The 14,563-nt window shown below is 70.5% G+C and carries 12 protein-coding genes, 1 pseudogene and 1 riboswitch; of the genes and pseudogenes, 6 read left to right on the top strand and 7 right to left on the bottom strand.

What is annotated here, in order from left to right:
- Positions 1–135: 135 nt before the first annotated feature.
- Together ACFXJ8_RS21335 and katG are read left to right on the top strand one after the other, a co-directional pair.
- Positions 136–402 (top strand): annotated as a pseudogene (locus tag ACFXJ8_RS21335) (Fur family transcriptional regulator); the annotation flags it as partial.
- Positions 399–2,675 (top strand): catalase/peroxidase HPI, encoded by a 2,277-nt coding sequence (gene katG, locus ACFXJ8_RS21330; protein WP_379645655.1) that lies wholly within the window; start codon positions 399–401, stop codon positions 2,673–2,675. The pseudogene ACFXJ8_RS21335 and the gene katG, both read left to right, overlap by 4 nt.
- A gap of 90 nt (positions 2,676–2,765) precedes the next feature.
- On the opposite strand, the gene ACFXJ8_RS21325 is transcribed toward katG, so the two are convergent.
- From ACFXJ8_RS21325 to ACFXJ8_RS21315, 3 genes are all read right to left on the bottom strand, one after another.
- Positions 2,766–3,719 carry a coiled-coil domain-containing protein gene (locus ACFXJ8_RS21325; protein ID WP_379645654.1) on the bottom strand — a complete coding sequence of 318 codons (954 nt, stop codon included), beginning with the start codon at positions 3,717–3,719 and terminating at the stop codon, positions 2,766–2,768.
- A gap of 3 nt (positions 3,720–3,722) precedes the next feature.
- A riboswitch (cyclic di-AMP (ydaO/yuaA leader) is annotated at positions 3,723–3,863 on the bottom strand.
- A 66-nt stretch (positions 3,864–3,929) separates the two neighbouring features.
- On the bottom strand, positions 3,930–4,991 hold the full coding sequence (gene galT / locus ACFXJ8_RS21320) for a galactose-1-phosphate uridylyltransferase (RefSeq protein ID WP_379645653.1): 1,062 nt from the start codon (positions 4,989–4,991) through the stop codon (positions 3,930–3,932).
- Positions 4,988–5,767: a DeoR/GlpR family DNA-binding transcription regulator gene (locus ACFXJ8_RS21315; RefSeq protein ID WP_379645652.1), complete on the bottom strand. Its 780-nt coding sequence runs from the start codon at positions 5,765–5,767 to the stop codon at positions 4,988–4,990. The genes galT and ACFXJ8_RS21315 overlap by 4 nt, the downstream gene beginning before the upstream one ends.
- Before the next feature lie 135 nt (positions 5,768–5,902).
- On the opposite strand from ACFXJ8_RS21315, the gene ACFXJ8_RS21310 reads away from it, so the two are divergent.
- Positions 5,903–5,980 (top strand): 50S ribosomal protein bL37, encoded by a 78-nt coding sequence (locus tag ACFXJ8_RS21310; protein ID WP_376773285.1) that lies wholly within the window; start codon positions 5,903–5,905, stop codon positions 5,978–5,980.
- Between the two features lie 109 nt (positions 5,981–6,089).
- On the top strand, positions 6,090–7,166 hold the full coding sequence (locus tag ACFXJ8_RS21305) for an AI-2E family transporter (protein WP_379645651.1): 1,077 nt from the start codon (positions 6,090–6,092) through the stop codon (positions 7,164–7,166).
- On the opposite strand, the gene ACFXJ8_RS21300 is transcribed toward ACFXJ8_RS21305, so the two are convergent.
- From ACFXJ8_RS21300 to ACFXJ8_RS21290, 3 genes are read right to left on the bottom strand one after another with little or no spacing between them, the layout of a single operon-like run.
- Entirely contained in the window at positions 7,093–8,055 is a 963-nt protein-coding gene (locus tag ACFXJ8_RS21300) for a dihydrolipoyl dehydrogenase family protein (protein ID WP_379645650.1), read from the bottom strand. The two genes, ACFXJ8_RS21305 and ACFXJ8_RS21300, sit on opposite strands and share 74 nt — an antisense overlap.
- Positions 8,016–8,390 carry an FAD-dependent oxidoreductase gene (locus ACFXJ8_RS21295; protein ID WP_379645649.1) on the bottom strand — a complete coding sequence of 125 codons (375 nt, stop codon included), beginning with the start codon at positions 8,388–8,390 and terminating at the stop codon, positions 8,016–8,018. The genes ACFXJ8_RS21300 and ACFXJ8_RS21295 overlap by 40 nt, the downstream gene beginning before the upstream one ends.
- A 17-nt stretch (positions 8,391–8,407) precedes the next feature.
- Positions 8,408–9,001 carry a TetR/AcrR family transcriptional regulator gene (locus ACFXJ8_RS21290; protein WP_379645648.1) on the bottom strand — a complete coding sequence of 198 codons (594 nt, stop codon included), beginning with the start codon at positions 8,999–9,001 and terminating at the stop codon, positions 8,408–8,410.
- 65 nt (positions 9,002–9,066) lie between these two features.
- Here ACFXJ8_RS21290 and ACFXJ8_RS21285 point away from each other — a divergent pair, with 65 nt between their 5' ends.
- Entirely contained in the window at positions 9,067–10,284 is a 1,218-nt protein-coding gene (locus ACFXJ8_RS21285) for an FAD-dependent oxidoreductase (protein WP_379645647.1), read from the top strand.
- Position 10,285: 1 nt separating this feature from the next.
- On the opposite strand, the gene ACFXJ8_RS21280 is transcribed toward ACFXJ8_RS21285, so the two are convergent.
- Positions 10,286–12,295 carry a prolyl oligopeptidase family serine peptidase gene (locus ACFXJ8_RS21280; protein WP_379645646.1) on the bottom strand — a complete coding sequence of 670 codons (2,010 nt, stop codon included), beginning with the start codon at positions 12,293–12,295 and terminating at the stop codon, positions 10,286–10,288.
- Positions 12,296–12,343: 48 nt separating this feature from the next.
- On the opposite strand from ACFXJ8_RS21280, the gene ACFXJ8_RS21275 reads away from it, so the two are divergent.
- The gene (locus tag ACFXJ8_RS21275; protein ID WP_379645645.1) at positions 12,344–14,548 is read left to right on the top strand and encodes a protein kinase; all 2,205 of its coding nucleotides are present in this window, start codon (positions 12,344–12,346) and stop codon (positions 14,546–14,548) included.
- The last annotated feature ends 15 nt before the right edge of the window (positions 14,549–14,563 follow it).

Genomic DNA, 14,563 nt, shown 5'->3' with positions numbered 1-14,563 from the left:
TGCCGTCGGGCTCGCGGGCGAGGTCGAGCCGGTCGGCGTCGTCGAACCCGCGAGCCAGACAGAGGGGCACGGCCGCGTATCTGCTCGTCGAAGGGGGGCTATGTTGGCCATATGGCGTCTGACTTCGAGGCGCAGTTGCGAGCGGTTTTCAACGCCGGTTTGGTGCGGCGCATCAAGCCCGCCGATACGACCGCCCGCTACGAGTCACGGGTCGGGGACAGCCACCACCACGTCGTGTGCCGCTCCTGCGGTGCGATCGCGGACGTCGACTGCGCCGTCGGCCATGCCCCCTGTCTCACCGGCTCGGATGACCAGGCCTTCGTGGTCGACGAGGCGGAATATTGGGGCACGAACCCCGAAACGCATTGCCCAGTGATCCGGCAGTTCGGAGGAAGCAGATGAGCGACAACCAGGGCAACCCCCCCTCCAGCGCGCAGGGCGTGGACCAGATGGCGGCGGCCGGCTACTCGGTCGCGCATAACTCCGTGACCGCGCATGGCAGCGAGAGCGAAAACCCGGCGATCCAGTCACCGACTCCGAAGACCGGCGGTCGTCCGCACACGAACCGGGACTGGTGGCCCAACCAGCTCGACCTCTCGGTGTTGCGCGCGCACTCGTCCAAGGGCAACCCACTGGCAGAGGGCTTCAGCTACGCCAAGGAGTTCGAGAAGCTCGACGTCGAGGCCCTCAAGCAGGACATCATCGAGGTGCTCACCACCCCGCAGGACTGGTGGCCGGCCGACTTCGGCCACTACGGCGGTCTCATGATCCGGATGAGCTGGCACGCCGCGGGCACCTACCGCATCCACGACGGTCGAGGCGGGGCCGGCGATGGCGCTCAGCGTTTCGCCCCGCTCAACAGCTGGCCCGACAACGCCAACCTCGACAAGGCCCGCCGGCTGCTGTGGCCGGTCAAGCAGAAGTACGGTCAGAAGATCTCGTGGGCCGACCTGCTCGTGCTCGCCGGCAACGTCGCCCTGGAGTCGATGGGTTTCAAGACCTTCGGCTTCGGCTTCGGCCGTGAGGACGTCTGGGAGCCAGAGGAGATCTTCTGGGGTCCGGAGGACGCCTGGCTCGGTGACGAGCGCTACGTCACCGACACCGAGATGGTGCCGAACTTCGGCGCGACCGAGATGGGTCTCATCTACGTCAACCCGGAGGGTCCCCGCGGCAACGCGGACCCGGCCGCGGCGGCGCATTTCATCCGCGAGACCTTCGGACGGATGGCGATGAACGACGAGGAGACTGTCGCTCTCATCGCCGGAGGGCACACCTTCGGCAAGACCCACGGCGCCGGCATCGCGGACGAACACGTGGGGCCGGAGCCCGAGGGCGCGCCGCTGGAGGCGCAGGGCCTGGGCTGGCTGAGCAGCTACGGCACCGGCAAGGGCGGTGACACGATCACCAGCGGTCTCGAGGTGACATGGAGCGACCGGCCGACACAGTGGAGCAACCGGTTCTTCGAGATCCTCTTCGGCCACGAGTGGGAGCTCACCACGAGCCCCGGCGGCGCGAAGCAGTGGGTCGCGAAGGACGCCGAGGCGATCATCCCGGACGCCCACGACCCGTCGAAGAAACACCAGCCGACGATGCTCACGACCGACCTGTCGCTGCGCGTCGACCCGACGTACCAGAAGATCTCCCTCCGCTTCCTGGAGAACCCCGACGAGTTCGCGTTGGCCTTCGCCAAGGCCTGGTACAAGCTGCTGCACCGCGACATGGGTCCGGTCAGCCGCTTCCTCGGACCGTGGGTCGCCGAGCCGCAGCTGTGGCAGGACCCGGTGCCGGCCGTCGACCACGAACTCGTGGATGACGCCGACGTCGCTTCCCTCAAGGCGAAGGTCCTGGAGTCCGGCCTCACGACCGCTCAACTGGTCTCCACCGCCTGGGCCTCCGCCGCGAGCTTCCGGTCCACCGACAAGCGCGGCGGCGCCAACGGCGCCCGGCTCCGTCTCGATCCGCAGCGCAACTGGGAGGTCAACCAGCCCGAGCAACTCGCGACGGTCCTGGACACCCTCCAGAGCATCCAGCGCGAGTTCAACGAGGCCGGCGGCGCGAAGATCTCGCTCGCCGACCTGATCGTGCTGGCCGGCTCGGCCGCCGTCGAGAAGGCAGCCAGCGAGGCCGGCGTGGCAGTGACGGTGCCGTTCCGCCCGGGCCGCACCGACGCCACTCAGGAGCAGACCGACGTCGAGTCCTTCCGGGTCCTCGAGCCGCGGGCCGACGCCTTCCGCAACTACCTGCGTTCCGGCGAGAAGACCCAACCGGAGACGCTGCTCGTCGATCGTGCCTACATGCTCAACCTGACCCCGCCCGAAATGACCGTCCTTATCGGCGGCCTGCGTTCCCTCGGAGCCAGCTTCGGCGGTACCCGGCACGGCGTCCTCACCGACCGGCCCGGCGTGCTCACCAACGACTTCTTCACCAACCTGCTCTCCCCGGGCGCCCGGTGGAAGGCATCGGACTCCGGCGAGCAGGTGTACGAGATCCGCGACGTGGCCACCGATGAGGTGAAGTGGACCGCCACCGCGGTCGACCTCATCTTCGGCTCCAACTCCCAGCTACGAGCCCTCGCCGAGGTCTACGCCGGCCAGGACGCCCGCGACAAGTTCGTGACCGACTTCGTCGCAGCCTGGACCAAGGTCATGGAACTCGACCGGTTCGACCTCGCCTGACCTCTCCACGCGACGAGCCCGGTCGAGTCATCGTGATCGACCGGGCTCGTTGAGATCGCTCTGCCCCGGCTACTGCCAGCACAAGCAGCATCAGTTCATCGAGATGTGCACATGGTCGTAGTGGTTGGCGGTAACGCTGCCGCGGTCGGACATCGCCCGCCAGCCGCTGCCGCTGTTGATCCGCTGCTGCCAGATCACGTACTTGATGCCCAGGCGGCTCTGGTTCTTGATCGCCCACGCGGCGACCTGGTCGCCGAGCGTCCTGTTGGCTTCCGTCGGCCTCGAGCCGCCCGAGCTCAACATGAAGTCACAGGCGCGCCCGAGCGGATGCTCGCCGCTGCCGCCCGACCTGTAGCAGCCCACCGTGAACGGCATCGCGAACGTCTTCTTGATCGTGTCGCGCATGAGTTCGGTCCGCGGCGTGATGTTCTCCGAGCCCGTCGGGAGTTCGGGTGCCCAGCTCCCGTCGGCCTTGCGCCCGGTCCCGGTCGGCACGAGCTTGTCAAGCTTCTTCTCGATGTCCTTGATCATGCCCTCGGCCTCCTTCCGGTCGTCGGCGACCTGGGCGGTCTCCGTCTCGATCCGGTCGGCGAGCGTGGTCGCCTCGGCCGCGGCCTGCTTCTTGGCGTCGCGGGCCGCGGTGACGTTCTTGACCACGGCGTCCTGCTCGGCGCTCATCTGCTCGAGCAGGGCGGCGGAGTTGAGGTCGGGGGTGTAGAGCAGCGTCGGCAGGTCGGGGGTGCTGGCCTGGTAACGCAACTCAGTGATCTTGGAGGCTTCGGCCTCGGCCTTGACGAGGGTCTGCTCGACCGCCGCCAGCCGCTCCTGGGCTGCCTTGGCGGCTTTCTGCGCCTTGGCCAGCGAGACCCGCTTGGCGTTGTAGCGCTCGATGAGCTTGTCGACCTTGGTGTTGAGCTGCTTGAGCTCGGCCCGCAACGTGGGCTCGGACGGCTTGGGGGCAGCCGATGCCGCGTTCGCGGAAGCGATGATGAGGGACAGTGCGGCAAGCGCGCCGCATGCGAAACGGGACGTGGGGGACGCCACGAACGATCCTCTCCGTCTGCCGGCCGGGTTAGCTGACGGGTTCGGGCGGGAGGTGCGGCCCTACCACAGACGTGGATTCACCCCAGGTTCTTGGTGGGTCCCCGGCTCCTGGGCAACGCGCCCAGGATTAGGCAATGTGACCGGCGTGAAAGCCGACAAAAGGGATGTTAGTGGTAAATGTCCGGTAATGCGACTCCATGCGGAGACAAATTAGTGATCTACCTGTGATCGAAGTAGGCGCGCGGCTTCCTCGGGCAGCACGTCGCTGACGAACGCGCCCATCGCCGACTCCGAACCCGCCAGGTACTTCAGCTTCTGCGGGGCCCGTCGGATGCTGAACAGCTCCATGTGGAGATAGGCCAGGTCACGGCCCTGCCGTACGGGGGATTGGTGCCAGGCCGCCACGTACGGCATGACCACGCCGAACAGGCCGTCCAGCGCCCGCAGCACCCGGGTGTAGACGGGGCCAAAGGCGGCGCGCTCCTCCTGGGTGAGGGCGGCCAGGTCGGGCACCTGGCGGTGCGGGTAGAGGTGGACCTCGAACGGGTAGCGGGCGGCGGCGGGGACGAACGCGGTCCAGAACTCGTTGCCGGCGACCACCCGCTCGCCCGCGCGCTCGGCGGCCAGCACGTCGGCGAAGAGGTTCGGCCGCTTGGCCGCGGCCGCCAAGTGCCGTTGGGTGCGGGGGGTGACGTAGGGGTAGGCGTAGATCTGGCCGTGCGGGTGCCCCAGCGTGATGCCGATCTCCGCGCCCCTGTTCTCGAAGCAGAACACCTGCTCCACGCCGGGGATGGCCGACAGCTCGGCCGTACGGTCGGCCCACGCCTCCATGACCAGCGCCACCTGGTCGTCGGAGAGCGCGGAGAAGGAGGAGTCGTGGTCGGAGGTGAAGCAGACCACCTCGCAGCGGCCGACGCCGGGGCGCACCTCGCTCAGGCCGCCGGGGTCGGTGTAGGAGCCCAGGTTGGTGGAGAAGCTGGGGAACCTGTTCTCGAAGACGACCACGTCGTACTCGGCGGCCGGGATCTCGGTGAGCATGCCGGGCCTGGACGGGCACAGCGGGCACTCGTCGGCCGGAGGCAGGAAGGTGCGGGTCTGCCGGTGGCCCGCCATCGCCACCCACTCCTCGGTGAGCGGGTCGTAGCGCAGCTCGGAGGCGACCGGCCTGGGCGGCAGCTCGCGCTCGTCGATCGCGCTCCTGTCGGCGTCGTCGCGCCGATCGAAGTAGATCAGCTCTCGGCCGTCGGCCAGGTGCGCGATGGTGCGCTTCACTTCGGGTCCTCCGCGATGATCAGTTGTCCGGCCCGCTCGGCCAGTTCGGCCCGGGCCTCCTCCGGCAGGCCGGCGTCGCTGATGACGACGTCGGCCTCCGAGAGCTCGGCGATCGTGCTGATGCCGACCGTGCCCCACTTGGTGTGGTCGGCGGGGACCACCAGGCGGTGCGCGGAGGCGACCAGCTCCCTGTCGGTCTCCGACTCCAGCAGGTTCGGCGTGGTGAAGCCCGCCTTCACGCTCATGCCGTGCACGCCCAGGAAGAGCGTGTCGACGTGCAGCCGCCTGATGGCCGCGACGGCGACCGGGCCGACCAGGGCGTCGGACGGCGTGCGGACACCGCCGGTCAGCACGACCGTGCGGTCGGCGCGCGGGCTGCGATGGAAGACGTCGGCGACGGGGATCGAGTTGGTGATGACGGTCAGTTCGGGCACGTCGACCAGGTGGTGGGCCAACGTCCACGTGGTGGTGCCGGCCGACAGGGCGACGGCGGTGCCGGGGCCGACGAGCGCCGCGGCGCTGCGGGCGATCGCGTCCTTCTCCGGCTGCTGGCGCATCGACTTGGCGGCGAAGCCCGGCTCCTCGGTCGAGCCGGGGCCGTTGATGGTCGCGCCGCCGTGGACCTTCTCCAGCAGGCCCCGCTCGGCGAGCGCCTCCAGGTCCCTGCGGATGGTCATGTCGGAGACGCCGAGCTCGCGCACGAGATCGGCCACCCGGACTCCGCCGCTGCGGCGGACGCGTTCCAGGATCGCCTGCTGCCGCTGTGGTGCGAGCACGTGCCCCTCCTTCCAACAGATTCCACCAAATTATGACACAAGCATGTTGAAACATGGGGACTGGAATCTGGCGAAGCCCTTGTCCCCGGCGACGCTCATGCGAGAGGTTGAGATCATCACGTGAGGAGATAAGCCATGGCCAAGCGCGCACGCAAGACCAAGGCCCGCAAGAAGAAGGCGGCCAACCACGGCAAGCGTCCCAACGCTCGCTGAGGTATGACATCGGGTACGGCTCGTACCCGATGTTCACCTCCCTCGCGAAAGGCCCAAGCCCCGGCGCGGTGACCTGCTTCCACCGGCGGCGCTCGCCATAGTGAGACGCATGATGTCGCGTGGACTGCGGATCCTCATCGGCCTCGCGGCCGCGGTGATCGTCCTTGGTGGCCTCAGGAGCGCCAGCGCGATCGTGGGCCCCGCCTTCCTGGCCCTGACGCTGACGATCGCCGTCAGCCCGCTGCGCTCGTGGCTCAAGCGGCGCGGCGCGCCGCCCTGGGTGCTGATGACCGTGCCGCTGCTGGTCGTGCTCCTGGTGCTGCTGGCGTTCGTGGCCTCACTGGTCGTCTCGGTCGCGCAGCTGGCCAGCCTGCTGCCCGCCTACACCGACGAGTACAACGCGATGGTCACCGGCGTCACCCGGTGGCTGGCCACTCTCGGCATCACCACCGACCAGATCAGCGCCGCGGTCAAGGCGCTCGACCCCAGCAAGCTGGTGCCGCTGGTGCAGGGGTTCCTGTCGAGCCTGCTCGGCGTCGTGTCCGCCTTCGTGCTGATCCTCCTGCTGGTGTACGGCATGAGCCTCGACGCGGGCCCCATGCAGGCGGCCATCCGCAAGCTGGAGGACACCAGGCCGGAGGTCGTGCGGGCGCTGACCCACTTCACCAAGAGCACGTGCCGCTACCTCATCGTCTCCACAATCTTCGGCCTCATCGTGGCCGTGCTCGACGCGGGCGCGCTCTGGCTGCTCGGCGTGCCGCTGCCGCTGCTGTGGGGGCTGCTGGCCTTCATCACCAACTACATCCCCAACATCGGCTTCATCCTCGGCCTCGTGCCGCCCGCGCTGCTGGCCCTGCTGGACTCGGGCTGGATCACCATGCTCTGGGTGATCGTCGTCTACTGCGTGCTCAACTTCGTCATCCAGTCGGTGATCCAGCCGAAGTACGCGGGGGAGTCGGCCGGCCTGTCGATCACCGTCACGATGCTGTCGTTGCTGGTGTGGTCGGTCGTGCTCGGCGCGCTCGGCGCCATCCTCGCCGTGCCGCTGTCGGCGCTGGCCAGGGCCCTGCTCGTCGACGCGGACCCTGGCACCCGCTGGGCGATCCCGCTGGTCAGCGGAGAAGCTCGGGAAGAGCGGCCGACACGGCGCGGTGGAAGGTCGGATACGCGTAGATCATCTGGCTGAGCCGTTCGACCGGGATCCGCGCGTGCACCGCCAGCGTCAGCATGGACAGCACCTCGCCGCCGCACGGACCCGCGCTCGTCGCGCCGACCAGGACCCCGTCGGCGGCGACCAGCTTGACGAACCCCTGCGCCCGCGCGATCCAGCCGCGCGCCGAGGCCGACAGGTCCGTGCAGGACACCCTGACGTCGAGCCCCAGCTGCCTGGCCTGCGCCTCGGTCAGCCCGACCGCGCCCACCTCGGGATCGGTGAACGTCACCCTCGGCACCGCGTGATACTCCGCCTCGTGCACCGGCTGATCGAGGAACTGCCTGACGATGATGTCGGCGTGGTACATCGCCATGTGCGTGAAAGCGCCCTTGCCGACCGCGTCGCCCAGCACCCACACGTTCTCGGCGGCGCGCATCCAGTCGTCGACCGGGACCGCCTTCGCGCTCTCGTCCAGGCCGATCGCGCCGACGCCCAGCGCCGCGAGGTCGACCCTGCGGCCGGTGGCCACCAGTAGTTTCTCCGCCGTGACGCCCGCCAGCGTGAAGCGGCCGCCCTCGTAGGTCACCTCGTCGACCTGCACGCCCGTGCGCACGTCGATGCCCTCGTCGGTGAACACCTTCTCCACCAGCGCGCTCGCCTCGGGCTCCTCCGCCGCCAGCAGCCTGTCGAGGCCCTCCAGCACGGTCACCTCGGCGCCGAACCGGGAGAACACCTGCGCCAGCTCGGCGCCGACGGCGCCGCCGCCGAGCACGACGAGCGAGCCGGGAACCGTCTCCGTCTCGATCGCCTCGTGGTTGGTCCAGTACGGCGTGCCGTCCAGACCCTTGATCGGCGGTACGGCCGGCCGCGACCCCGTGGCGATCACGATACCCCGCCGCGCCCTGATGACCTGCTCGCCCACGGTGACCTCGTCCGGCCCCGTGATGCGTCCGTGCCCCTGACCAGCAGGCCGCCCTTGGCCGTGAACCGGTCTGCGGCGACCTTGTCGTTCCAGAAGTCGGTGGCCTCCTCGCGGATCCTGCGCGCGACGGGGGCCCAGTCGGGCGCCAGACCTCCCTCGGCCACCTCGTTGGCCGCGGTGACCATCATCTTTGAGGGGATGCAGCCCCAGTAGGGGCACTCACCGCCGACCAGGTTCGCCTCGACGCCCGCGACCCTCAGCCCCGCCTCCGCCAGCCGGCCCGCCGCGTCCTCGCCACCGGGTCCCAGGCCCAGCACGATCACATCGACATCCATCCACCCACGCTAACGGGTCAGCCCTCTCGCGCCAGCGCGTCCATCAGTCGTTCGAGCTGGTCCGCGTAGAAGGCCGCGAACTCGGCCGACCCCGCGTCCATCCCGCAGGCCGCCCTCACCACCTGTGGAAAGGCCACTCCTGCCGCCGCCATCGCGAACATCGCCACCATCATCGCCCCAGGGTCGAGCCAAGCGGGCAGCTCGCCCATCGCCTGCCGCTCCCGCAGCGCCTCCACGTTCGCCCGCATCTCCTCGGCGAACTCCGCCGAGGGAGGCCCCTCCGTCAGCCCCTCCCACACCAGCAGCTTCCCGAGCGAGCGATGCTCGGTGTTGGCCACGACGTATCCCGCGAGGAGCTGACCCAGCGACATCGGCGCCTCGGTGAACCCGCTCTCCGCCCGTCGCCACTGGCTCACCACGTCGAGGTACAGCCCCTCCTTGCCGCCGAAGTAGTAGGAGATCAGCTGCTTGTTCACCCCCGCCCGGTCGGCGATCGCGCTGACCCTGGCCCCGGCGAAGCCCTTGGCCGCGAACTCTTCCACCGCCGCCTCGACGATCCGCTGCTTGGTCCGCTCGGCGTCGCGCTGCTTCTCCTCAGGCTCTCTCCGCATACGGTCAAAACTATCATCCATCCGGATGGTTGACACAATTATCCGAATGGTTGATAGTCGGAGGCATGACGAACATCGCAGTGATCGGCGGCGGGATCGGTGGCCTCTGCCTGGCCCAAGGGCTGCGCAAGGCAGGCCACGACGTGAGCGTCTACGAGCGCGACCGCACCCCCACGGACCGCCTCCAGGGCTACCGGGTCCACATCGACCCCAACGGCGCGCGAGCGCTGCACGACTGCCTGCCACCACACCTGTGGCAGGAATTCCTCGACACCACCGGCCACGGCGGACAGGACTTCGGCTTCCTCACCGAGCAGCTCGCATCCCTGCTGCTGATCGAGACCCCGAAAGCGGCCGACCCCGCCGACGACCACCACTCGGTCAGCAGGATCACGCTCAGGAGGATCCTGCTGTCAGGCCTCGACGACGTGGTCCGCTTCGGCAAGACCTTCGAGCGCTACGAGTCCACCCCCGACGGCACCACGCTGTTCTTCGAGGACGGCACCACCGCCACCGCCGACATCGTGGTCGCCGCCGACGGCGGCAACTCGCGCGTCAGACAGCAGTACCTGCCCCACGCCCAGCGCGTCGAGACCGGCATCACCACGGTCGCAGGCAAGTTCCCGCTGACCGCGCGGACCAGGAAACTCATCGACAGGAGGCTGACCGACGGCCCGAACAACGTCCTGCCTCCCAAGGGCATGGGCCTGTTCCTCGCCCCGCACGACCTCGGCGACACCGGCGAGACGACCACGCTCATGGACGACACCAGCAGCTACATCCTGTGGGCGTTCGGCGCGGGCAAAGGCCGCTTCCCCGCCGACGTGGCCGCCCTGACGGGCGAGCAGCTCAAGCGGACGGTCGCCCAGATGATCCACAGCTGGCATCCCGACCTCAGGAAGCTGGTCGAGATGTCCCACCCCGACACCGTGTCCCTGCTGCCCATCCGCACCTCGATCCCCATCGAGCCGTGGCAGCCGACCACCATCACCCTGCTCGGCGACGCCATCCACAGCATGACGCCGATGCGCGGCATCGGCGCCAACGTCGCCCTGCGCGACGCCCGCCTGCTGTGCCAGGCGCTGACCGGCGGCAGGCCGCCGGTTGAGGCCATCGCCGACTACGAGACCCAGATGCGCGGGTACGGCTTCGCCGCCGTCCGCGACTCCCTCAAGGCCGCCGAGCAGTTCGTCGGCGAGAGCGTGATGGCCAGGATCGGCTTCAAGACCTTCCTCCGTACGGCCCAGCGCTTCCCCTCGCTCAAGCACAAGGCGTTCGGCTGATTCAGCCCTTGAGATGGCGGTCGAGGAAGTCCAGCTGGAGCAGCAGCAGGTTCTCCGCGACCGTCTCCTGCGGGGTCATGTGCGAGACCCCCGACAGCGGCAGCACCGTGTGCGGGCGGCCGGCCGCCAGCAGCGCCGACGACAGGCGGAGCGTGTGCGCGGCGAACACGTTGTCGTCGGCGAGACCGTGGACCAGCAGCAGCGGCCTGCTCAGCCCGGGCGCGTCGGCGATGAGCGAGCTGCGATCGTAGGCGGCGGGGTCCTGGTCGAGATAGCGCTCCTGCCAGTGGGTGTCGTACAGCCGCGCGTCCGTCACCGGCGCGCCCGCGACCGCGGCGTGGAAGACCTCAGGGTGACGCAGGACGGCCGCGGCCGCCAGGTAGCCACCGAAGGACCAGCTCCTGATCCCCACCCTGCCGAGATCGAGGTCGGGATGGGCCGCCGCGGCGGCGCGCAGGGCGTCGACCTGGTCCTCCAGCGCGTGACTGAGCTTGTCGCCCTTGATCGTGCGCTCCCACACCGGACCCCTGGCGGGCGTGCCTCTCCCGTCGGTCACCAGGACGGCGTAGCCCTGGTCGGCGAACCACTGCGAGACCAGGTGCGCGTCCAGTACGGCCAGCGCGCGGCTGCCGTGCGGGCCGCCGTACGGATCGAGGAGGACGGGCAGCCGCGCCGACCCCTCCACGTGGCCCGACGGGAACAGCAGCGCCGAGCGCAGCTCACGCTCGCCGAGCCGCAGCAGCGCGACCCGCGGCCGCAGCGCGGGGGTGGCGGCCAGCGAGGCGAGCTCGTGCGCTCCGGCGCGGACGCGCACGCCGTGGCGGTCGAGCGTGCGGGAGACGACGACGGTCGTGCCGCCCGCGCGCACGCCGGTGTGGACGCCCGGCTCGGTGGTGAGTCTGGTCAGGCCGTCCTCGCCGTAGGTGTACAGGTGACGCTCGGTCGGCTCGTCCGTCGCCTGGAAGAGCACCGTGTCACCGTCCACGCTCAACACCCGGAGCACCTGCAGCCCCTCGGGGGTGACGGGCGCGTCGCCGACCACCAGGTGGCGCGTGTCACCGCGGTCGGCGGTGCGGACCAGCAAGCCCGCCGCCGTACGGGCGGGCACGCCCTCGACCAGCTCCTCCCACGCGGCGTCGGTGTCCTCGTGCACCGTCGTCGTCTCGCCGGTGGGCGCGACGGACAGGATCCTGGTCGTGCGCTGGTCGCGGCTCTGCACCTGCACGAGCAGGTCGTGGGCGGTCCAGGCGACGCGGGCGACGTACTCGAAGGCCGCCCGGTCCCACCGGACCTCGGTCCTCGTGCCGTCCATGGCGATCAGCCAGAGCGAGACGTCGGCGTTCGGCGTGCCCGTCCTCGGATAGGCCATGACGCGCGGCGCGCTCGCCGGGTTGGCGGGGTCGGCGACGTACCATCGGCTGACGGGAGCGTTGTCCACCCGCGCGGCCAGCAGCACGGTGCCGTCCGGCGACCACCAGTGGCCCCGGTGCCGGTACATCGACTCGGCGGCGACGTGCTCGGGCAGCCCCCAGGTCACCTCGGGCCCGTCGGGCTCGACCGACAGGCCGTCGACGACCCGCAGCGCGCCGTCGGCGACGTAGGCGACCCTGGCGCCCGACGGGTCGAGCCGCGGGTCCGAGCCCTCACGCCCGAGGTCCTTCACCGCCCCGCTGTCCAGCTCCACCAGGAACAGGCGGCCGTTGAGCGCGTAGACCGCCTTGGTGACGGCGGCGTCGGTGGCGTAGCCGGTGATGCCGTGGGAGTACTCGCGGGTGCGCTCCCGATGGGCGCGCTCGGCCTCGGAGAGCTCGGCCCCGGGCTCGGCGCCCGGATCGACCACCAGACGCTCCTCGCCTGAGGACACATCGACCGTCCACAGCCGGTTGACCTGGTCCTCGCCGCCCAGCGAACGCAGGAAGACCACCCGCCGCCCGTCGGGGGAGACGGTGAAGTCGCGGGGCGTGCCGAGGCGGAATCCGGCGGTTCTGGCGTTCTGGCGGGGAAAGGTCATGACCTTGAGTATGGCTCTTGCACCGCGTTGGGATGATGTTCGCCTGGAATGCCCGCACACAGGACGGACAGGGGCGCGATGCTCAAGCCAGGAGATCCGGTACGGCTCGGGCCGTACAGACTGCTCGACCGGCTGGGCGAAGGCGGCCAGGGCGCGGTCTACCTCGCGCAGGGACGCGACGGCGAGCGGGTCGCGGTCAAACTGCTGCACGCCCGCCACGCCGACGGGGCCGACGTGCGTGCCCGCTTCCTGCGCGAGATCGAGCTGGCCAGGCAGGTGGCGGAGTTCTGCACCGCGCGGGTCCTGGACGCCGGCGAGAGCGACGTCGGCCTCTACGTGGTGAGCGAGTACATCGAGGGCGTCTCCCTGCAGAAGAGCGTCCAACGGGAAGGGCCGCGCTCGGGCCCGGCGCTGCACCGGATCGCCGTCGGCACCGCCACCGCGCTGGCCGCCATCCACCAGGCGGGCATCGTCCACCGTGACTTCAAACCGGCCAACGTGCTGCTCGGACCCGACGGGCCCAGGGTCATCGACTTCGGCATCTCGCGGGCGCTCGACACCGTGGGCACCATGACCAGCGGCGTCGTCGGCACGCCCACCTACATGTCGCCCGAGCAGATCGGCGGGCAGCGGGTGGGCGCCGCCTCCGACGTCTTCAGCTGGGCGTCGACCATGGTCTTCGCCGCCACGGGACGGCCCGCCTTCGGCCACGACAGCATCCCGGCCGTGCTGAACCGCATCCTGACGGCCGATCCCGACCTGTCGGCCGTCCCCGCCGACTTACGGCGGCTGCTCGCGCACTGCCTGGCCAAGGACCCCGCGGCGCGCCCCACCGCCTCCCAGGTGATGCTCGCCCTCATCGCCCACCGCCCCACACCCGCGACGGCCGCGCCCCCGGTCGGCCCGGCAGGCCAGGCTCACCCGACCGGCCCGGCAGGCCAGGCTCATCCGGTCGGCCCGGCAGGGCAGGCTCACCCGACCGGTCCGCCAGGGCAGGCTCATCCGGTCGGCCCATCAGAGCAGGCTCATCCGGCCGGGGCGCATGGGTGGTCGAGCCCTGTCGGGCCGCCGGTGAACCCGGTCGGCCCGCCAGGGCCGGGGCTCGACACGGCGCCGAGCAGGGCCGGGAAGAAGGTCGCCTACGGGGCGGCCGCCCTCGCGTGCGCCGCGGTCGTGGCGGGGGCGGCTCTCGTTGCGCCCGCATGGCTGAGTGAAGCCGCGCCGAGCCCCACCCCCAGCCCGGTCACCACGACCGGCGCGCCCCCGTCGCCTTCCCCCACCCCCACCCCAACCCCGACCGCTTCGCCCGCGCCGTTCTCCGGCGCGGCGGTCGGCAAGGCGCTCGGCGTCATGCGCGGCCACACCGACGACGTGGAAACCGTCGCCACGACGACCGTGGACGGCAGGCCGGTGGCGGTCTCCGGCTCCCGCGACCACACCGTCCGCCTGTGGGACCTGGCCACCCGCAAGCTCCTGGCCACGTTCGCCGGACACACCCACTGGGTGCGCAAGGTCGCCGTCACCGACCTGGAAGGCAGCCCGATCGCGGTCTCCGCGGGCGACGACGGCACCATCCGGGTCTGGGACCTGACCCGGCGCAGGCCGCTCGGCAAGCCCATCGACCAGGACGAGCCGGTGTTCTCCCTGGCGGTTGCACAACACGGGGGCCGCCCCGTCGCGATCACCGGAGGGCGTGACGGCAACGCGCGCGTGTGGGACCTGACCACCCGCGAGCAGATCGGCCCGACGCGGCGCGACGCCCACGCGGGCGCCGTCTTCTCCGTCGCCGCCACCGCCGAGGGGACCTTCTTCACCGGGGGCGCGGACGGCGAGGTCAAGCGGTGGAGCCTTGACGGCGGCGAGGGGGCGAACGTCACGACCCACGCGGGACACGCCTCCGTGGTCGAGACCGCCACCCTCGACGGGGAGACGGTCGTGCTGTCCGGCGGGGGCGACCAGGAGGTGTGGGTGGACGAGCCGGCGGGAGGCGAGCGGCGCCTGCCGTACCTGGGGCACTCGGGGTGGGTCTACTCGATCGCGGTGGCCGAGGTGGCGGGCCGGACGCTGGTGATCTCGGGCGGCAACGACGGCACCGCCAGGGTGCACGACCTCGCCACGGGCAAGGACGTGGGCAAGCCGTTCAAGGACCACGACCACAACGTGTTCGGCCTGGCGACCGCCGTGCTCGGCGGCAGAACGGTCGTCGTCAGCGCGGGCGGCGACAACACGCTGCGGGTGTGGCGGCTCACCTGAGCAGGGGTGACGGCA

The sequence above is a fragment of the Nonomuraea sp. NPDC059194 genome, from assembly GCF_042754765.1.
Lineage (GTDB): Bacteria > Actinomycetota > Actinomycetes > Streptosporangiales > Streptosporangiaceae > Nonomuraea.
The sequence above is the reverse complement of the archived record's forward strand: the minus strand, read 5'-3'. Positions and strand labels throughout refer to the sequence as shown.

Bases quoted from the DNA above. Each gene is read 5' to 3' on its own strand.
- katG (WP_379645655.1), top strand. From the start codon at position 399: ATGAGCGACAACCAGGGCAACCCCCCCTCCAGCGCGCAGGGCGTGGAC.
- ACFXJ8_RS21310 (WP_376773285.1), top strand. From the start codon at position 5,903: ATGGCCAAGCGCGCACGCAAGACCAAGGCCCGCAAGAAGAAGGCGGCC.
- ACFXJ8_RS21305 (WP_379645651.1), top strand. From the start codon at position 6,090: ATGATGTCGCGTGGACTGCGGATCCTCATCGGCCTCGCGGCCGCGGTG.
- ACFXJ8_RS21295 (WP_379645649.1), bottom strand. From the start codon at position 8,390: ATGGATGTCGATGTGATCGTGCTGGGCCTGGGACCCGGTGGCGAGGAC.
- ACFXJ8_RS21290 (WP_379645648.1), bottom strand. From the start codon at position 9,001: ATGCGGAGAGAGCCTGAGGAGAAGCAGCGCGACGCCGAGCGGACCAAG.
- ACFXJ8_RS21285 (WP_379645647.1), top strand. From the start codon at position 9,067: ATGACGAACATCGCAGTGATCGGCGGCGGGATCGGTGGCCTCTGCCTG.
- ACFXJ8_RS21280 (WP_379645646.1), bottom strand. From the start codon at position 12,295: ATGACCTTTCCCCGCCAGAACGCCAGAACCGCCGGATTCCGCCTCGGC.
- ACFXJ8_RS21275 (WP_379645645.1), top strand. From the start codon at position 12,344: ATGCCCGCACACAGGACGGACAGGGGCGCGATGCTCAAGCCAGGAGAT.